Below are 17,562 nucleotides of genomic sequence, written 5' to 3' on the forward strand. Positions count from 1 at the left end.
GCGAGCCTGCTCACGATGGTGTGTTAGTCGACATCATTGTTGCTGATCCACCATCGTGAGCAGGCTCGCTCCTACAAGGGGCCGGCTTATTTTCCTCAAAGAGTGTTTAAATAAGGAGTGACACCATGCTGGTGATGCGCCCCGCGCAAATGGCTGATCTGGGCGAGGTACAGCGTCTGGCTGCGGACAGCCCGATTGGTGTCACTTCCCTGCCGGATGACGTTGAACGCTTGAGCGACAAGATCGCGGCAAGCGAAGCCTCATTCGCCGCTGAAGTCAGCTTCAACGGTGAAGAGAGCTATTTCTTCGTCCTCGAAGACACCGCGACCGGCAAACTGGTCGGTTGCTCGGCAATCGTCGCGTCGGCTGGCTATTCCGAGCCGTTCTACAGTTTCCGTAATGAAACCTTCGTGCACGCTTCCCGCGAGCTGAAGATTCATAACAAGATCCACGTGCTTTCGCAGTGCCACGACCTGACCGGCAACAGCTTGCTGACCAGTTTCTACGTACAGCGCGAGTTGGTGGGTTCGCCTTGGGCGGAACTCAACTCCCGTGGTCGCCTGTTGTTCGTGGCCAGCCATCCGGAGCGCTTTGCCGATTCCGTGGTGACCGAGATCGTCGGTTACAGCGATGAAAATGGCGATTCACCGTTCTGGGACGCCATTGGTCGCAACTTCTTCGACCTCAACTACGCCGAAGCCGAGCGTTTGTGCGGTCTGAAGAGCCGGACGTTCCTCGCCGAGCTGATGCCGCATTACCCGATTTACGTGCCGTTGCTGCCGGATTCCGCCCAGGAAGCGATGGGGCAGGTTCACCCCCGGGCGCAGATCACGTTCGACATCCTGATGCGCGAAGGCTTTGAGACCGATCACTACATCGACATTTTCGACGGCGGTCCGACCTTGCACGCCCGTGTCTCGGGGATTCGTTCGATTGCCCAGAGCCGTGTGGTACCGGTGAAAATCGGTGAGCCGGTCAAAGGCGCCGGTCGTCAATACCTGGTGGCCAACGCCCAGTTGCAGGATTACCGCGCGGTATTGCTCGAGCTTGATTACGCACCGGGCAAACCCGTCACCCTGGATCTGGAAGCTGCCGAAGCCCTGGGCGTCGGTGAAGGTGCGAGCGTGCGCCTGGTGGCGGTTTAACGCCTGCTTCAAAGAATGCTTAGAAAGCAGCGAGTTTCGCGGGTGGCGCAAGCGACCCGATTGAGGAGATAGCATGATCGTTCGTCCCGTACGCAGCAGCGATTTACCCGCTCTGATCGACCTGGCCCGCAGCACCGGCACCGGCCTGACTACCTTGCCAGCCAACGAAGAGCGTCTGGCCCATCGGGTCGGCTGGGCCGAGAAGACTTTCCGCGGCGAAGCCGGGCGGGGCGATGCGGACTACCTGTTCGTACTCGAAGACGACGACGGTCGCGTGGTGGGCATTTCCGCCATCGCCGGTGCCGTAGGCCTGCGTGAGCCTTGGTACAACTTCCGCGTGGGGCTGACGGTCAGCGCCTCGCAGGAGCTGAAAATCTATCGCGAAATCCCGACGCTGTTCCTGGCCAACGACCTGACCGGTAACTCGGAACTGTGCTCGCTGTTCCTGCACGCCGACTACCGCAGTGGCCTCAACGGCCGCATGCTGTCCAAGGCGCGGATGCTGTTCATTGCCGAATTCCCGCACCTGTTCGGCAACAAGATCATCGCCGAGATGCGCGGTGTGTCCGATGAAGCGGGGCGTTCGCCATTCTGGGAAAGCCTGGGCCGGCACTTCTTCAAAATGGAATTCAGCCAGGCCGATTACCTGACCGGCGTTGGCAACAAGGCGTTCATCGCCGAGCTGATGCCGAAATTCCCGTTGTACACCTGCTTCCTCTCTCCAGAGGCGCGCAACGTGATCGGTCAGGTTCATCCGGACACCGAGCCGGCCCTGGCGATGCTCAAGAGCGAAGGTTTCAGCTATCAAGGCTACGTCGACATCTTCGACGCCGGCCCGGCCATCGAGTGCGAAACCGGCAAGATCCGCGCGGTGCGCGACAGCCAGGCCCTGGTGCTGGCCATCGGCACGCCGGGTGATGACGCCACGCCATTCATTATTCACAACCGCAAGCGCGAAGACTGCCGGATCACTGCCGCACCCGCACGCTTCGCCGCCGGTACGCTGGTGGTCGATCCGCTGACCGCCAAACGTCTTCAACTCAACGCCGGCGATCAAGTGCGCGCCGTTCCGTTGTCCGCTGCTCGGGAGTCGAAATAATGAAGTCGCTTTACATTGCAGGTGAATGGCTGGCCGGTCAGGGCGAAGCCTTTGAGTCGCTGAACCCGGTGACCCAACAGGTGATCTGGTCCGGCGAAGGCGCCACCGCCGCTCAAGTTGAATCGGCCGTACAAGCCGCACGCCAGGCGTTTCCGGGCTGGGCCCGTCGGACCCTGGAAGAACGTATTTCGGTGCTGGAGGCTTTTGCCGCGACGTTGAAGCACAACGCTGACGAACTGGCCCGCACCATCGGTGAGGAAACCGGCAAACCCCTGTGGGAAGCGGCGACCGAAGTCACCAGCATGGTCAACAAAATTGCGATCTCGGTGCAGAGTTACCGCGAACGTACCGGCGAGAAGAGCGGCCCGCTGGGCGACGCCACCGCTGTTCTGCGTCACAAGCCACATGGCGTGGTGGCCGTGTTCGGTCCCTACAACTTCCCTGGTCACCTGCCCAACGGCCACATCGTGCCGGCGCTGCTGGCCGGTAACACGGTGCTGTTCAAGCCGAGCGAGCTGACGCCGAAAGTGGCCGAGTTGACGGTCAAGTGCTGGATTGAAGCCGGTTTGCCAGCCGGTGTGTTGAACCTGCTGCAAGGCGCTCGCGAAACCGGTATCGCCCTGGCGGCGAACCCTGGCATCGACGGTCTGTTCTTCACCGGTTCCAGCCGTACTGGCAATCATCTGCACCAGCAGTTCGCCGGTCGTCCGGACAAGATCCTCGCGCTGGAAATGGGTGGCAACAACCCGCTGGTGGTCGATCAGGTCGCCGATCTCGATGCCGCTGTGTACACCATCATCCAGTCGGCATTCATTTCTGCCGGTCAACGTTGCACCTGCGCGCGCCGTCTGCTGGTGCCGCAAGGCGCTTGGGGCGACACCCTGCTGGCGCGTCTGGTGGCGGTCAGCTCGGCTCTTTCCGTCGGGGCCTTCGATCAGCAACCTGCACCGTTCATGGGCTCGGTGATTTCCCTCGGCGCTGCCAAAGCACTGATGGACGCCCAGGCGCATTTGCTGGCTAACGGCGCGGTGTCGTTGCTGGAGATGACTCAGCCTCAGGCGCAATCCGCTTTGTTGACCCCCGGCATTCTGGATGTGACCGCCGTGGCGGATCGTCCGGACGAAGAGTTGTTCGGGCCGCTGCTGCAAGTGATCCGCTACGCTGATTTTGAATCGGCGATTGCTGAGGCTAACGACACTGCCTACGGTCTGGCTGCGGGCCTGCTGTCGGATTCCGAAGCGCGTTACCAGCAATTCTGGCTGGAGAGCCGTGCCGGTATCGTCAACTGGAACAAGCAGTTGACCGGTGCTGCCAGCAGCGCGCCATTCGGTGGTGTAGGCGCCTCGGGCAACCATCGGGCCAGCGCCTACTACGCTGCGGATTACTGCGCGTACCCGGTGGCCTCGCTGGAAACCCCGAGCCTGGTATTGCCTTCGGCCTTGACGCCGGGTGTCCAGCTTTAGTGCGCCAAGAGGCCCTTCGGGCCTCATCGCCGGCAAGCCGGCTCCTACAGGATGCATGTGATTTCTGTGGGAGTTGGCTTGCCAGCGATCGGTCGCGAAGCGGCCGCCAATGCTTTGTTATTGATGCCTATAAAAAACAGATTCTCGTGGAGCCTCGCTGATGAAATCCTATGAAGTCAATTTTGACGGTCTAGTGGGGCCGACCCATAACTACGGTGGCCTGTCCTACGGCAACGTGGCGTCCCAGAGCAATAGCCAGCAGTCTTCGAACCCGAAGGAAGCTGCGCTGCAAGGCCTGGCAAAAATGAAAGCGCTGATGGAAATGGGCTTTCAGCAGGGCGTGCTGGCACCCCAAGAGCGCCCGGACGTAGCGGCACTGCGTCGCCTGGGTTTCAGTGGCACCGACGCTCAAGTCATCGAGCGCGCCGCCAAAGACGCCATGCCTCTGCTGGTTGCCAGTTGCTCGGCTTCGAGCATGTGGGTGGCCAACGCCGCTACCGTCAGCCCTAGTGCGGACACTGCCGATGGCCGCGTGCACTTCACCGCCGCCAACCTGAATTGCAAATACCACCGCAGCATCGAACACCCGACTACCAGTCGCGTACTGGGTGCGATGTTCGCCGACCAGAAGCACTTCGCGCACCACGCGGCCCTGCCGGCCGTGGCGCAGTTCGGTGATGAAGGCGCAGCCAACCACACTCGTTTCTGCCGTGAGTACGGCGAAGCCGGCGTTGAATTCTTCGTCTTCGGTCGTAGCGCGTTCGACACCCGCTACCCGGCACCGCAAAAGTACCCGGCGCGCCAGACCCTCGAAGCATCGCAAGCCGTTGCCCGTTTGCACGGTTTGAGCGATGACGGCGTGGTCTACGCCCAGCAGAATCCGTCGGTGATCGACCAGGGTGTATTCCACAATGACGTGATTGCCGTAGGTAATGGCGAGGTGCTGTTCTATCACGAGGACGCGTTCCTCGAGACCGAGCAGATGCTAGCCGAATTGCAGGGCAAGCTCGCCAAGGTCGGTGGCCAATTTCAGTCGATCTGCGTGCCGCGTTCCGCTGTAACCGTAGAAGACGCCGTTCGCTCCTACCTGTTCAATAGCCAGCTGCTGTCCCGTCCGGACGGTTCCATGCTGTTGATCGTGCCGGAAGAGTGCCGTGGCAATGAGCGTGTCTGGCAATACCTGCAGGGTTTGACCAGCTCCGGCGGCCTGATCCGCGAAGTGAAAGTCTTCGATCTCAAGCAGAGCATGCAGAACGGTGGTGGCCCGGCTTGCCTGCGTTTGCGCGTCGCTCTCAACGAAACCGAACTGGCGGCGGTCAATCCAGGGGTTATCATGACGGCACCGTTGTATGGCACGCTAACCGAATGGGTCGACAAGCACTACCGCGACCGCATGACCGAAAACGATCTGGCGGACCCGCAATTGCTGCTTGAGTGCCGGACGGCACTGGATGAACTGACACAAATCCTTAAACTGGGCTCGGTTTATCCATTCCAGATCAATTGATCGACGGCGCGCTCGGGCACGACAGCGCGCCGCTTCATCTCCAATGAGAGCGTAATTACATGAGCGACAAACTGCAGCTGATCCTTGAAGACACTGATGGCACGCAACTGGAAACCTCCTGCACCCGCGTCGCGGTCATGTGGCAAGGCAAAGAGCTGTGGATCCAGCACGATGGTCGTGGTCAATTGCTGATTGGCGTGGACGTCGAAGAAGGTGACGCCGAATACGCCAACCTGCTGCTGCGCCCATTGGCGACTAATCTGGTAAGTCTGCAACTGGAAATGGAACCGGCTGAGCTCGGTGACGACGATCACGTCCATGGTCCGGATTGCAATCACGATCACTAAGGAAACCGCTCTATGCTCGCCCTCGGCAAACTGCTTGAACTGACCCTCGCCGGCCGCGAACCGGCGGAGAAGACTCAACTGACTGTCGAAGGCGTGCGCATGCGCTGGTTGAGCGAGGGCGCGCTGGAAGTCCGGCCGCCTGAAGCTCGCGACAATGGTCTGGACCTGCTGCTGTCGGCGGGTATCCACGGTAATGAAACAGCGCCGATCGAACTGCTTGATCGTCTGTTGCATGACATCGCTCGCGGTGATCTGAAACCGCGTGCTCGTATTCTGTTCCTGTTTGGCAACCCCGAAGCGATTCGCAAAGGCGAACGTTTCGTCGAGCAGGACGTCAATCGGCTGTTCAACGGCCGTCACGAACAAAGCAGCGGCTCCGAAGCTTTACGCGCTTGTGAGCTGGAGCGCCTGGCGGCGAGTTTCTTCAGCCTGCCGGACCGCGACCGCCTGCACTATGACCTGCATACCGCCATTCGCGGCTCGAAAATCGAGCAGTTCGCGCTGTATCCGTGGAAGGAAGGTCGTCAGCATTCACGCCAGGAGCTGGCCCGTCTGCGTGCCGCCGGCATGGAAGCGGTGCTGCTGCAGAACAAGCCGTCCATCGTTTTCAGTTCCTACACCTACGACAAACTCGGTGCCGAGTCCTTCACGCTGGAGTTGGGCAAGGCGCGGCCATTCGGGCAGAACGACGGGGTGAACGTGTCCCGGCTGGAAACACGCCTCAAACAGATCATCGAAGGCTCCGAGCCGGCGCTGAATGAAGTGGCGCTGGATGGCTTGAAACTGTTCAGCGTCGCGCGGGAAATCATCAAGCACAGCGACAACTTCCGCCTGAACCTGCCGGCCGACATCGAGAATTTTTCGGAGCTGGATGTAGGTTATCTGCTGGCCGAAGACATCGCCCAGACCCGCTGGATCATCGAGGAAGAGGGCGCCCGGATCATCTTCCCGAACCCCAAAGTGAAGAATGGCCTGCGTGCCGGCATTCTGATCGTGCCGACCACGGACGAAAATCTGGCCTGACCGGATAACCCCCTGTAGGAGCGAGCTTGCTCGCGATGGACTTGAGAACGCCGCGGGGGTATCAGATACGCAGCGTTATCGTTGCAGACCATCGCGAGCAAGCTCGCTCTACAGGTTTTTGCGGTGTTTAGACTGCTACCGCACGTGGTTCAGTGCGGCGCAGGCTGCGGATCTTCAGCAGCGTATCCGCGCAAGTCTTCGCCGCTTCCTGGCCTTTATGCACGAAATGCTCGAAGAAGAACTTGTGGTGTTCTTCACCGGCATGGAAGTGGTGGGGGGTCAGGGACACCGAGAACACCGGCACTTCGGTTTCCAGCTGAACCTGCATCAGGCCGCTGACCACTGACTGGGCGACGAATTCGTGACGGTAGATACCGCCGTCCACCACAAGGGCTGCCGCTACGATGCCGGCATAACGGCCGGTCTTGGCCAGCAGCTTGGCGTGCAGGGGCATTTCAAAGGCGCCGCCGACTTCGAAGAAGTCGATGTCGGATTCCTGATAACCCTGAGCAATCATTTCGCTGACGAAGCCTTTACGGCTCTGATCAACAATGTCCTTGTGCCAGCAGGCCTGGATGAACGCAACGCGTTCGCCGTGATGGTTTTTGCTTTTGCTGTCGATTGCGGTGGGTTGCATGTTCTGACTCCTGTTTGTGTGAAAAACAGGGCGTTATGAATCGAATGGGATTTAAGGGTACGCAGGCACAAGTGCCTGCGGACGGCGCTTTGGTATAGAGCCTAGGCGGCGCCAATCCCGTTCTCTCTTCATCCGGACTATGACCGTCGGCCCCGGGATCACACCGGGTCTGCTGACCTTGCCGCCAGTCACCGCCGAAGCCGTACTGTCACCAAGCGCTCGCGGGCTATGCACGTTGCGCGCAATTACCGCCGGTGGGGAGTTGCACCCCGCCCTGAGAACGTTTTGCCGCCAGATTGTTTGGCGGCGCAGCGTTTTTAACACATATTTCCTACGCACGCATCGATGCTTTCTGATGAATCTCATCGAATTATTCACTGGATTAAGCCGTCTTTTCCTTCCTTGAGGGTTGATTATTCATCGGCATGACCGCAGTAATTCTCTTCTGAAAGGGAATTCCCCTGATTACCGAGGCCAGATTCATGAGTGTTATTGATCTTCGCAGCGACACTGTCACCCAACCCACCGCCGGCATGCTCGACGCGATGGCCACAGCGGCCACCGGTGATGACGTCTATGGTGAGGATCCGACGGTCAATCGGTTGGAAGCCGAATTAGCCCGGCGTCTGGGTTTTGCCGCGGCGCTGTTCGTACCGACCGGCACGATGAGTAATTTGCTGGGACTGATGGCCCACTGCGAGCGCGGTGACGAGTACATCGTCGGTCAGCAGGCGCACACTTATAAGTACGAAGGTGGCGGCGCGGCAGTGCTCGGTTCGATCCAGCCGCAGCCACTGGAAGTGCAGGCCGATGGTTCGCTGGACCTGGCGCAGGTCGCTGCTGCCATCAAACCGGATGATTTTCACTTTGCCCGGACCCGGCTGCTGGCGCTGGAGAACACCATGCAGGGCAAGGTCTTGCCGCTGGAATATCTGGCAAGGGCGCGCCGTTTTACCCGTGAGCACGGGCTGCAACTGCATCTGGACGGCGCGCGGCTGTACAACGCAGCGGTCAAGCTCGGGGTCGACGCCCGGGAAATCACCCAGCATTTCGACTCCGTCTCGGTATGCCTGTCCAAAGGTCTGGGCGCACCGGTGGGTTCGGCGTTGTGCGGCTCGGTCGAGTTGATAGGCAAGGCTCGGCGCCTGCGCAAGATGGTCGGCGGCGGCATGCGGCAGGCCGGGATTCTGGCGGCGGCAGGCCTGTACGCACTGGATAACAATGTTCAGCGGCTGGCTGATGACCACGCCCATGCGCAATTACTGGCCGAGGGCCTGCGCGGGGCAGGTTTTGAGGTCGAGCCGGTGCAGACCAACATGGTCTACGTGCAGATGGGCGACAAGGCCGAAGCGATCAAGGCGTTCGCTGACGCGCGCGGGATCAAGTTGAGCGCGGCTGCGCGTCTGCGAATGGTCACGCACATGGATGTCAGTGCGGCGCAAATCGAGCAGGTCGTCGCGACATTCGTCGACTTTTCGCGCAAGTGATAGCGTTAGCGCTCCAATTGACTGTTTCTATCGTATAAACACGCTGTACCCCGCGCGCAGGGCCGATATAATGCGGCCCTTTGCCGTCGCTTCGTCTGTTGACGTTTCGAACAGGCCTTTGGCCGCAGCCTCCGTGGAAGAACCTAATGAAAAGCGCAGAAATCCGTGAAGCCTTCCTTCGCTTCTTCGAAGAGCAAGGCCACACCCGTGTAGCCTCCAGCTCTTTGATTCCGGGCAACGACCCAACCCTGCTGTTCACCAACGCGGGGATGAACCAGTTCAAGGACTGTTTCCTGGGCCAGGAAAAGCGCGCGTACACCCGCGCGGTCAGCAGCCAGAAATGCGTGCGCGCCGGCGGCAAGCACAACGACCTGGAAAACGTCGGTTACACCGCCCGTCACCACACCTTCTTCGAAATGCTGGGTAACTTCAGCTTCGGTGACTACTTCAAGCGTGATGCCATCACCTACGCCTGGACCTTCCTGACTTCCGACAAGTGGCTGAACCTGCCGAAGGAAAAGCTCTGGGTCACGGTCTATGCCAGCGATGACGAGGCGTACGACATCTGGACCAAGGAAATCGGTGTTCCGGCCGAGCGCATGGTTCGTATCGGCGACAACAAAGGCGCGCCTTACGCGTCCGACAACTTCTGGACCATGGGCGATACCGGCCCGTGCGGTCCTTGCACCGAGATTTTCTACGATCACGGCGCCGATATCTGGGGTGGCCCACCGGGCTCGCCAGAAGAAGATGGCGACCGTTACATCGAAATCTGGAACAACGTGTTCATGCAGTTCAACCGTACCGCCGATGGCGTGCTGCACCCGCTGCCAGCGCCGTCGGTAGATACCGGTATGGGCCTGGAGCGGATCAGTGCGGTGCTGCAGCACGTGCACTCGAACTATGAAATCGACCTGTTCCAGAGCCTGCTGAACGCATCGGCCAAGGCCATCGGTTGCACCAACGACGCACAGGCTTCCCTGAAAGTCGTGGCTGACCATATCCGTTCTTGCGGTTTCCTGATCGCTGACGGTGTGTTGCCGTCCAACGAAGGTCGTGGCTATGTACTGCGCCGGATCATTCGTCGCGCCTGCCGTCACGGCAACAAGCTGGGCGCCAAGGGCAGCTTCTTCTACCAGATCGTCGCGGCGCTGGTTGCCGAGATGGGCGAAGCCTTCCCTGAGTTGAAATCCCAGCAGGCGCACATCGAGCGCGTTCTTAAGGCTGAAGAAGAGCAATTCGCCAAGACCCTGGAGCAGGGCCTGAAAATCCTCGAGCAGGATCTCGCCGAGCTAAAAGGCGACGTGGTACCGGGCGATGTCGTGTTCAAGCTCTACGACACCTATGGTTTCCCGATGGACCTGACCGGTGACATCGCTCGCGAACGCAACCTGACCATCGACGAAGTAGGTTTCGAGCGCGAAATGGAAGCCCAGCGCGTCCGCGCTCGTTCTGCCAGCTCCTTCGGCATGGACTACAACAGTCTGGTCAAGGTGGATGTTGATACCGAGTTCACCGGATACCACGCCACCAGCGGCTCGGCGAAAGTCATTGCCCTCTATAAAGACGGGCAATCGGTCGATGTATTGAGCGAAGGCGAAGAGGGCGTGGTGGTTCTGAACCAGACCCCGTTCTACGCTGAGTCCGGCGGCCAGGTCGGCGATTGCGGTTACCTGCAAGCCGGTGCTTCCCGCTTCGACGTACGTGACACCACCAAGACCGGTGGCGCGTTCCTGCATCACGGTGTGCTGGCGTCGGGTAGCCTGTTGATCGGTGCACCGGTGGAAACCCATGTCGAGGCTGACGTACGTCACGCCACCTCGCTGAACCACTCGGCCACCCACTTGCTGCACGCCGCGTTGCGTCAGGTGCTGGGCGATCACGTTCAGCAGAAAGGCTCGCTGGTTGACAGTCAGCGCCTGCGTTTCGACTTCAGCCACTTCGAGGCGATCAAGCCAGAACAGCTCAAGGCGCTGGAAGAGATCGTCAACGCCGAGATTCGCAAGAACTCTGCGGTTGAAACCGAAGAGACCGATATCGAAACCGCCAAGAAGAAAGGCGCCATGGCGCTGTTCGGCGAGAAGTACGGCGACAACGTTCGTGTGCTGAGCATGGGCGGTGATTTCTCCGTCGAATTGTGCGGCGGTATCCACGCTAACCGTACCGGCGACATCGGCTTGCTGAAAATCATCAGCGAAGGCGGTGTGGCGTCTGGTGTGCGTCGTATCGAGGCAGTCACCGGTGCTGCGGCACTGGCCTACTTGAACGCTGCAGAAGAGCAACTCAAGGAAGCGGCCAGCCTGGTCAAGGGCAGCCGCGATAACCTGATCGACAAGTTGTCGGCTGTGCTGGAGCGCAACCGTCTGCTGGAGAAACAACTCGAGCAATTGCAAGCCAAGGCTGCCAGCGCCGCGGGCGACGATTTGTCGGCGCAAGCGCAGGACGTCAACGGCGTGAAAGTGCTGTCCGTGCGTCTGGACGGTCAGGACGGCAAGGCGCTGCTGGCGCTGGTCGATCAACTGAAAAACAAACTCGGCCGCGCAGTGATCCTGCTCGGCAGTGTCCATGAGGAAAAGGTCGTACTGGTTGCAGGCGTAACCAAAGACCTGACTGGCCAACTCAAAGCCGGTGATTTGATGAAGCAAGCCGCTGCGGCAGTGGGCGGGAAGGGCGGTGGTCGTCCAGACATGGCGCAGGGCGGCGGTACCGACGCTGGCGCACTGGATGCAGCACTGGCTCTGACTGTTCCATTTGTAGAGCAGGGTTTATAAGGCAGTGCTTTCGGCCCGCAGTCTAGTGGCGGGCCGGAACGCTGTTTGAGTGATTATTTGGGCGCCCTTCATGGGCAGAGGCGGCTTTGAAATGGCTTTGATCGTACAGAAATTTGGAGGCACCTCGGTCGGCACTGTCGAGAGAATCGAGCAGGTCGCCGACAAGGTTAAGAAATTCCGCGATGCCGGCGATGACCTGGTGGTTGTGCTGTCTGCAATGAGCGGCGAAACCAACCGTCTGATCGATCTGGCCAAGCAAATCAGTGGCGACGGACAACCGGTTCCGCGCGAACTGGACGTGATCGTTTCTACCGGTGAGCAGGTGACGATTGCCCTGTTGGCCATGGCGCTGATCAAGCGCGGTGTACCGGCGGTGTCGTATACCGGCAATCAGGTACGGATTCTGACGGATAGCGCTCACAATAAAGCGCGTATCTTGCAGATCGATGACCAGAAGATTCGCGGCGACCTGAAGGCCGGCCGTGTGGTTGTTGTCGCCGGTTTCCAGGGTGTCGACGAGCACGGCAACATCACGACCCTGGGTCGTGGCGGTTCCGACACCACCGGCGTAGCGCTGGCGGCAGCCTTGAAGGCTGATGAGTGCCAGATCTACACCGACGTCGACGGCGTCTACACCACTGACCCGCGCGTCGTGTCCGTGGCTCAGCGCCTGGACAAGATTACCTTCGAAGAGATGCTGGAAATGGCCAGCCTCGGTTCCAAGGTGTTGCAGATCCGTGCGGTCGAGTTCGCCGGTAAGTACAACGTTCCGCTGCGCGTACTGCACAGCTTCAAGGAGGGTCCGGGCACCCTCATTACTATTGATGAAGAGGAAACCATGGAACAGCCGATCATTTCCGGCATCGCTTTCAACCGCGATGAAGCCAAGCTGACCATCCGTGGCGTGCCAGACACCCCGGGCGTTGCGTTCAAGATTCTCGGCCCGATCAGCGCCGCGAACATCGAAGTCGACATGATCGTGCAGAACGTCGCGCACGATAACACCACCGACTTCACCTTCACCGTGCACCGTAACGATTACCAGGCCGCGCAATCGGTGCTGGAAAACACCGCTCGCGAGATCGGTGCCCGTGAAGTCGTGGGTGACACCAAGATCGCCAAGGTTTCGATCGTCGGCGTAGGCATGCGCTCACACGCAGGCGTAGCCAGCCGCATGTTCGAATCCCTGGCCAAGGAAAGCATCAACATCCAGATGATCTCGACCTCGGAAATCAAAGTCTCCGTGGTGATCGAAGAGAAGTACCTGGAACTGGCTGTGCGCGCCCTGCACACGGCTTTCGAACTGGACGCACCGGCCCGCCAGGGCGAGTGATGCGTTTGCCAAAAGGCGCGGTCTGACCGCGCTTTTTGTTTTTTGAATGGCGTGACCCTCGAGACTGTTCTTTTGCTCGCGCTAGTCAATACTCAGGCATGTAGGCCATGACCGATTTTGGTTGTAGGTCGAGTGCCTTTTTTTTGCAGACTGTTGTCCCTGAAATGTAAGGCGTGAGGAGAAAGGTATGCTGATTCTGACTCGTCGGTGCGCAGAAAGCCTGATTATTGGTGATGGCGAAATCACCGTGACCGTGCTCGGCGTCAAAGGAAATCAAGTGCGTATTGGTGTGAACGCCCCCAAAGAGGTGGCTGTGCACCGTGAGGAAATCTACCTGCGTATCAAGAAAGAGAAGGACGAAGAACCAAGCCATTAATTTTTATCGTTTTTTATGTTTGCAAACGGGGAAGAAGCTGGTTAATATACGCCCCGTGTTGCGGAGAGCTGGCCGAGTGGCCGAAGGCGCTCCCCTGCTAAGGGAGTACACCTCAAAAGGGTGTCGGGGGTTCGAATCCCCCGTTCTCCGCCATTATTTTCGTAGTGCGTTGTAATCTGGCTTCTTCGGTAAGTTGTTGAAATTACTAGAAAAAAGCGCTTTACAAACAGATTGAACGGCCTATAATGCGCGGCAACAAATGCACTCGTAGCTCAGCTGGATAGAGTACTCGGCTACGAACCGAGCGGTCACAGGTTCGAATCCTGTCGAGTGCACCATTTAAGAGTTGTTTGCAGTAATGTGAATGACTTGGCTTCAACCAGTTGTGATCTGGTATAAAAACACAAAATGCACTCGTAGCTCAGCTGGATAGAGTACTCGGCTACGAACCGAGCGGTCACAGGTTCGAATCCTGTCGAGTGCACCATACAACAGAAAGCCCGCATTTAATGCGGGCTTTTTGCCGTCTTGGATTTGGCTTTTCCTTTCGTGCACCCTCTCGTATCAAACTCTATGTTTGCACTTCGACCTCGCTTGGTGTCATAGCGATAGCTCGTGGCCGAATTCCGGATGCTGATCTTGTCTGGTTTGCCCAAGGCGCTTTCGACGTCTTGTTGGCTCATGCCGGCAACTATGCGCTGATTGATGATTGCTTCTCGGCGTTCCCTGGCGCTGATCAGGTTTCCACATTTGTCTTCTGGCTGACCGATGACAGTCGGCTCGCGGTTTGTGAGTTTTCTTCCTGCTATTTCTCGATGGCTGGTTTCCGGTATGAGTGCGAGTGCCGTGCCGGGTGAGTAGGTTTGTACTTCCTGCGGCGAAAGCTGCTCACCGGCTTTGCAGCTCATTGTGGTGAAGGTGATGCGTCCGTCTGCTGCCTCACAGCGATGGATAGTGGTGGCGCGCGCTGCAAGTGGTAGGCAGAGAAGGGGGATCAGTAAAAGGCGGGATGATTTTTGTAGCATTCGACGTCCTCCGTGACGGTACTCGTCCAAAGGTAGCTGCTACATTTTCAGTTGCCGGTGTGTTTTCTTTTCAGGATGAGTCGTCGCAGTTTGAAGGATCAGGATGGCACTCAAGATTGTTTCGCAAGCGCTTGTTTCAGCCACGATTTTTTAACGTTTAAAACCGTCGGGCGGTGTTATCATTGCGCCCGTCAGCCCCGCCGGGGCTTATGGAATACCTCCATGGACTTACCCAGTAGTTACTCAATACCCCGTTTTTCCAATCATGAATTGACTGATTGATGCTTCCGGCGTGCCCCGCTGCTGGGAGTGGAGTTCGCCTATGTCTGAAGTTGAAGTAAAGAAAACGCAAGAAAGCTTGCAGGACCGCCTTGCTCAAGTTGTTGAGCTGTTGCAGCGTCAGCGAGTAGTAGAAGACCTGACTCATCGCCAGGAAGGCCCGCATCACGATCGGGTTGAGAACCTGGTTCACCGGCAGAACCTCGTCGAATTGCAACGCAAACTCGATGATCTGCACTCTGCCGACGTTGCCTATATCCTTGAAGCCTTGCCGCTGGATGATCGTCTGGCGCTTTGGCAGCTGGTCAAGGCTGATCGCGACGGCGATATTCTTCTCGAGGTATCCGACTCGGTCCGTGAAACCCTGATCGCCGACATGGACGATCAGGAGCTTCTGGCTGCTGCTAAGGATATGGATGCCGACGAGCTTGCGGACCTGGCCTCAGAGCTGCCGCGAGATGTCGTCCATGAATTGATGGAAACGCTCGATGGTCAGCAGCGTGAGCGTGTTCGCTCCGCACTGTCCTATGACGAGGATCAGGTCGGTGCATTGATGGACTTCGAGATGGTGACCATCCGCGAGGATGTCAGTCTCGAAGTTGTTTTGCGCTATCTGCGGCGTCTCAAGGAGCTGCCCGGTCATACCGACAAACTGTTTGTGGTTGATTACGACGGCGTCCTCAAAGGGGTTTTGCCGATCAAGCGTTTGCTGGTTAACGACCCGGAAAAGCAAGTATCTGAGGTTATGGCCAGCGATCCGGTGAGTTTTCATCCGGATGAAGAGGCCTACGATGCCGCGCAGGCCTTTGAGCGATACGATCTTATTTCTGCACCTGTTGTAGACAAAAACGGGAAATTGATCGGTCGACTGACTATCGATGAAATGGTCGACCTGATTCGTGAGGAGGGTGAGAGCGAAGTTCTCAATATGGCGGGTCTGCGCGAAGAAGAAGATATTTTCGCGTCCGTCTGGAAGTCCCTACGTAACCGTTGGGCATGGTTGGCGGTGAATCTGATCACTGCATTCGTGGCATCGCGGGTGATTGGCCTTTTCGAGGGCTCAATCGAGAAGCTGGTGGCGCTTGCGGCGCTTATGCCAATTGTGGCGGGTATCGGGGGCAATTCCGGCAATCAAACCATCACCATGATTGTACGGGCGATGGCGTTGGATCAAGTCAGTACCGGCAATACGTCGCGGCTGATGCGCAAAGAGTTGGCGGTTGCGCTGATTAATGGTCTGATCTGGGGTGGTGTGATCGGCATTGTCGCCTATCTTCTTTACAGTAGTTGGTCTTTGGGTGTGGTAATGACCGCAGCCATGACGCTCAATTTACTGCTTGCGGCGTTGATGGGCGTTTTGATCCCCATGACATTAGTACGGCTTGGGCGCGATCCTGCCATGGGCTCCAGTGTGATGATCACGGCCGTGACTGACAGTGGTGGGTTCTTTATCTTCCTTGGTCTGGCAACGATCTTCCTGCTCTGAGATGTTTTTTTAAAACCCGCTTACCGGCGGGTTTTTTTATGCCTGAATTTTGGGCAAAAAAAAGCCAGCGATTAGGCTGGCTTGAGCTTTCAGGTAATTACGAGGCGTCTGCGGCCATTTCGGCGTCATGTGCAATCAGCGAAACGAGTGCGTTTTGCTGGCGGTGGGAGAGTTGGCGGAAGCGTTGCAGCAATTCACGTTCGTGCAGTGAAAGTTCCGGGCTGTCCAGGCGCATGCTTAATTCTTCGCCCAGTGCACCTTCCTGAATGAGGCTCTGCTCAAGGCGCGCGATGATTTCGGAGTTCATGCTGCGGTGATGATTGCGAGCCACCTCGGCAATGCGTTCACGCATTCCGTCTGGCAGACGTACGACGAACTTGTCAGCCGTACGGCTGGAATAAATTGCCTGTTTCAATGGGCGCATATATTTAACCGGTTAGTTCAGGGGAGCGGTTCTCGGGATTGGCCGCAGGATGTCTGATAGGACAAGCGCTCTGGCCAAATGTTCAACCTGAATTGATAGAGGCCCGCATCATGCCTCAAATTAGCCAGATCCTTGGCGTCAATTCTGTGACAAATATTGAACTGGATAAAGGCGTTATGCCAGCACCAATTATCAGAAATGCGGGCTGGGTTGAAAAGTTTGCCCAAGCGCGTATTGCTGACCGCGTCCTTCTGCCCGACAGTGGCTGTCATGAAATCTGACGGGCAAGTCATGCGAATTCAATTACTGTTCCTTACCCCTACAGGATAGTGGCAAATGGCCGATTTACTAGGGGTAGCTGCGCAGTCAATGCTTTTTAGGATGGATGGTGAGTCGTTCGCCAAATGGTGGGCGTGGATTCTTGGGAAAAACATCGTCATGCGGATGGGCTTTTTGGCGTCGCGGTGAGCTCGCGATCAAGAGGAGGCATCTGCCTACACTTAAAATGCCTAAGGACGACATGACAAAGGCATGGTTGCCCGTTAACATGCATGCCGTCCCTTGCTTCGCGTGTTCTCGCGGCTAGCTTGTGTCTCAGTAGCTCAATTGGATAGAGCATCCCCCTCCTAAGGGGAAGGTTGGCAGTTCGAACCTGCCCTGGGACACCATTTCATTTGTAATTTCCAATTCCTTCATTGCCTGTTGGTCATTATTCGGTGACAGCTGTGTATTGTCGTTCCTTTCCGCTTAGTCGCTTCTATATAGAGAGGCGTTAGGGAGAGGGGGCTTTCCTGTCTTCCGTAAGTAATTGATAGAAAAACCAAATCAGTGCTTGACGGCAGATTCTGGAGGCCTATAATTCGCCCCACTTCCGGCGCAGTCGAAACGGAAAACTCCTTGATAAACAATGAGTTACGCAGTTTTCGGCGGCAGGTTGCTTCAGGTCATCGAAGCCGAAAGGAAGTTGTAAAAGAGGTGTTGACAGCAGCGAGTAACGCTGTAGAATTCGCCTCCCGCTGACGAGAGATCGAAAGCGCAAGTGGTTGAAGTTGTTAAGGATTCCTTGAAAACTTCTGAAAATAATCACTTGACAGCAAATGAGGCTGCTGTAGAATGCGCGCCTCGGTTGAGACGAAAGCTCTTAACCAACCGCTCTTTAA

At 57.7% G+C, this 17,562-nt stretch carries 16 protein-coding genes, 4 tRNA genes and 1 riboswitch; of the genes, 17 read left to right on the forward strand and 3 right to left on the reverse strand.

Annotation, left to right across the window (positions count from 1 at the left end; all coding sequences use genetic code 11):
- Positions 1-125 precede the first annotated feature (125 nt).
- The 6 genes from aruF to astE all read left to right on the forward strand — a co-directional run bounded on the left by aruF (position 126) and on the right by astE (position 6,584).
- Complete coding sequence (aruF, locus tag F7R06_RS29970) at positions 126-1,145, forward strand: arginine/ornithine succinyltransferase subunit alpha (protein ID WP_025112905.1); 1,020 nt, start codon at positions 126-128, stop codon at positions 1,143-1,145.
- 73 nt (positions 1,146-1,218) lie between these two features.
- Positions 1,219-2,244: an arginine N-succinyltransferase gene (astA, locus tag F7R06_RS29975; protein ID WP_090324582.1), complete on the forward strand. Its 1,026-nt coding sequence runs from the start codon at positions 1,219-1,221 to the stop codon at positions 2,242-2,244.
- Positions 2,241-3,707, forward strand: coding sequence for a succinylglutamate-semialdehyde dehydrogenase (astD, locus tag F7R06_RS29980; protein WP_162842394.1), 1,467 nt, complete (start codon positions 2,241-2,243; stop codon positions 3,705-3,707). The genes astA and astD overlap by 4 nt, the downstream gene beginning before the upstream one ends.
- A 160-nt stretch (positions 3,708-3,867) precedes the next feature.
- On the forward strand, positions 3,868-5,214 hold the full coding sequence (gene astB, locus F7R06_RS29985) for an N-succinylarginine dihydrolase (protein ID WP_090324579.1): 1,347 nt from the start codon (positions 3,868-3,870) through the stop codon (positions 5,212-5,214).
- A gap of 59 nt (positions 5,215-5,273) precedes the next feature.
- Positions 5,274-5,561, forward strand: a complete 288-nt coding sequence (locus F7R06_RS29990) for a topoisomerase II (RefSeq protein WP_090324577.1) — start codon at positions 5,274-5,276, stop codon at positions 5,559-5,561.
- 12 nt (positions 5,562-5,573) lie between these two features.
- A complete protein-coding gene (gene astE / locus F7R06_RS29995) occupies positions 5,574-6,584 on the forward strand; it encodes a succinylglutamate desuccinylase (protein ID WP_090324575.1) in 1,011 nt (336 codons plus the stop codon).
- A 127-nt stretch (positions 6,585-6,711) separates the two neighbouring features.
- On the opposite strand, the gene F7R06_RS30000 is transcribed toward astE, so the two are convergent.
- Positions 6,712-7,221, reverse strand: a complete 510-nt coding sequence (locus tag F7R06_RS30000) for a 6,7-dimethyl-8-ribityllumazine synthase (protein WP_090324574.1) — start codon at positions 7,219-7,221, stop codon at positions 6,712-6,714.
- A gap of 115 nt (positions 7,222-7,336) precedes the next feature.
- A riboswitch (FMN riboswitch) is annotated at positions 7,337-7,507 on the reverse strand.
- Between the two features lie 196 nt (positions 7,508-7,703).
- On the opposite strand from F7R06_RS30000, the gene ltaE reads away from it, so the two are divergent.
- The 7 genes from ltaE (at position 7,704) to F7R06_RS30035 (ending at position 13,675) form a co-directional block, all read left to right on the forward strand.
- Positions 7,704-8,708, forward strand: coding sequence for a low-specificity L-threonine aldolase (ltaE, locus tag F7R06_RS30005; protein ID WP_090324572.1), 1,005 nt, complete (start codon positions 7,704-7,706; stop codon positions 8,706-8,708).
- Positions 8,709-8,854: 146 nt separating this feature from the next.
- Positions 8,855-11,479: an alanine--tRNA ligase gene (gene alaS / locus F7R06_RS30010; protein WP_090324571.1), complete on the forward strand. Its 2,625-nt coding sequence runs from the start codon at positions 8,855-8,857 to the stop codon at positions 11,477-11,479.
- Positions 11,480-11,570: 91 nt separating this feature from the next.
- Positions 11,571-12,812, forward strand: a complete 1,242-nt coding sequence (locus F7R06_RS30015) for an aspartate kinase (protein WP_007934911.1) — start codon at positions 11,571-11,573, stop codon at positions 12,810-12,812.
- Positions 12,813-12,999: 187 nt separating this feature from the next.
- Positions 13,000-13,188 (forward strand): carbon storage regulator CsrA, encoded by a 189-nt coding sequence (gene csrA / locus F7R06_RS30020; protein WP_002554426.1) that lies wholly within the window; start codon positions 13,000-13,002, stop codon positions 13,186-13,188.
- 62 nt (positions 13,189-13,250) lie between these two features.
- Positions 13,251-13,341, forward strand: a tRNA-Ser gene (locus tag F7R06_RS30025).
- A 108-nt stretch (positions 13,342-13,449) separates the two neighbouring features.
- Positions 13,450-13,526, forward strand: a tRNA-Arg gene (locus tag F7R06_RS30030).
- Between the two features lie 72 nt (positions 13,527-13,598).
- A tRNA-Arg gene (locus tag F7R06_RS30035) sits at positions 13,599-13,675 on the forward strand.
- A gap of 19 nt (positions 13,676-13,694) precedes the next feature.
- Here F7R06_RS30035 and F7R06_RS30040 read toward each other — a convergent pair.
- Positions 13,695-14,213, reverse strand: coding sequence for a cell envelope protein SmpA (locus F7R06_RS30040; protein ID WP_090324569.1), 519 nt, complete (start codon positions 14,211-14,213; stop codon positions 13,695-13,697).
- A gap of 322 nt (positions 14,214-14,535) precedes the next feature.
- Between F7R06_RS30040 and mgtE the strand changes: the two genes are divergently transcribed.
- Complete coding sequence (gene mgtE / locus F7R06_RS30045; RefSeq protein ID WP_090324567.1) at positions 14,536-15,978, forward strand: magnesium transporter; 1,443 nt, start codon at positions 14,536-14,538, stop codon at positions 15,976-15,978.
- Positions 15,979-16,075: 97 nt separating this feature from the next.
- On the opposite strand, the gene F7R06_RS30050 is transcribed toward mgtE, so the two are convergent.
- A complete protein-coding gene (locus F7R06_RS30050; RefSeq protein ID WP_003178899.1) occupies positions 16,076-16,402 on the reverse strand; it encodes an Arc family DNA-binding protein in 327 nt (108 codons plus the stop codon).
- A gap of 110 nt (positions 16,403-16,512) precedes the next feature.
- On the opposite strand from F7R06_RS30050, the gene F7R06_RS30835 reads away from it, so the two are divergent.
- The 3 genes from F7R06_RS30835 (at position 16,513) to F7R06_RS30060 (ending at position 17,070) form a co-directional block, all read left to right on the forward strand.
- Positions 16,513-16,683, forward strand: coding sequence for a hypothetical protein (locus F7R06_RS30835; RefSeq protein WP_162842380.1), 171 nt, complete (start codon positions 16,513-16,515; stop codon positions 16,681-16,683).
- A gap of 55 nt (positions 16,684-16,738) precedes the next feature.
- Entirely contained in the window at positions 16,739-16,870 is a 132-nt protein-coding gene (locus F7R06_RS31285) for a hypothetical protein (RefSeq protein WP_281198509.1), read from the forward strand.
- A gap of 123 nt (positions 16,871-16,993) precedes the next feature.
- Positions 16,994-17,070, forward strand: a tRNA-Arg gene (locus tag F7R06_RS30060).
- The last annotated feature ends 492 nt before the right edge of the window (positions 17,071-17,562 follow it).

Source organism: Pseudomonas moorei, assembly GCF_008801475.1.
Taxonomy (GTDB): domain Bacteria; phylum Pseudomonadota; class Gammaproteobacteria; order Pseudomonadales; family Pseudomonadaceae; genus Aquipseudomonas; species Aquipseudomonas moorei.

What these genes read in the sequence shown, in the direction of transcription:
- alaS (WP_090324571.1), top strand. Translation starts at nt 8,855, where the DNA reads ATGAAAAGCGCAGAAATCCGTGAAGCCTTCCTTCGCTTCTTCGAAGAG.
- F7R06_RS30015 (WP_007934911.1), top strand. Translation starts at nt 11,571, where the DNA reads ATGGCTTTGATCGTACAGAAATTTGGAGGCACCTCGGTCGGCACTGTC.
- ltaE (WP_090324572.1), top strand. Translation starts at nt 7,704, where the DNA reads ATGAGTGTTATTGATCTTCGCAGCGACACTGTCACCCAACCCACCGCC.
- F7R06_RS30040 (WP_090324569.1), bottom strand. Translation starts at nt 14,213, where the DNA reads ATGCTACAAAAATCATCCCGCCTTTTACTGATCCCCCTTCTCTGCCTA.
- astE (WP_090324575.1), top strand. Translation starts at nt 5,574, where the DNA reads ATGCTCGCCCTCGGCAAACTGCTTGAACTGACCCTCGCCGGCCGCGAA.
- F7R06_RS29990 (WP_090324577.1), top strand. Translation starts at nt 5,274, where the DNA reads ATGAGCGACAAACTGCAGCTGATCCTTGAAGACACTGATGGCACGCAA.
- F7R06_RS31285 (WP_281198509.1), top strand. Translation starts at nt 16,739, where the DNA reads ATGGCCGATTTACTAGGGGTAGCTGCGCAGTCAATGCTTTTTAGGATG.
- F7R06_RS30000 (WP_090324574.1), bottom strand. Translation starts at nt 7,221, where the DNA reads ATGCAACCCACCGCAATCGACAGCAAAAGCAAAAACCATCACGGCGAA.
- F7R06_RS30050 (WP_003178899.1), bottom strand. Translation starts at nt 16,402, where the DNA reads ATGCGCCCATTGAAACAGGCAATTTATTCCAGCCGTACGGCTGACAAG.
- csrA (WP_002554426.1), top strand. Translation starts at nt 13,000, where the DNA reads ATGCTGATTCTGACTCGTCGGTGCGCAGAAAGCCTGATTATTGGTGAT.
- F7R06_RS30835 (WP_162842380.1), top strand. Translation starts at nt 16,513, where the DNA reads ATGCCTCAAATTAGCCAGATCCTTGGCGTCAATTCTGTGACAAATATT.
- aruF (WP_025112905.1), top strand. Translation starts at nt 126, where the DNA reads ATGCTGGTGATGCGCCCCGCGCAAATGGCTGATCTGGGCGAGGTACAG.
- astB (WP_090324579.1), top strand. Translation starts at nt 3,868, where the DNA reads ATGAAATCCTATGAAGTCAATTTTGACGGTCTAGTGGGGCCGACCCAT.
- astA (WP_090324582.1), top strand. Translation starts at nt 1,219, where the DNA reads ATGATCGTTCGTCCCGTACGCAGCAGCGATTTACCCGCTCTGATCGAC.
- mgtE (WP_090324567.1), top strand. Translation starts at nt 14,536, where the DNA reads ATGTCTGAAGTTGAAGTAAAGAAAACGCAAGAAAGCTTGCAGGACCGC.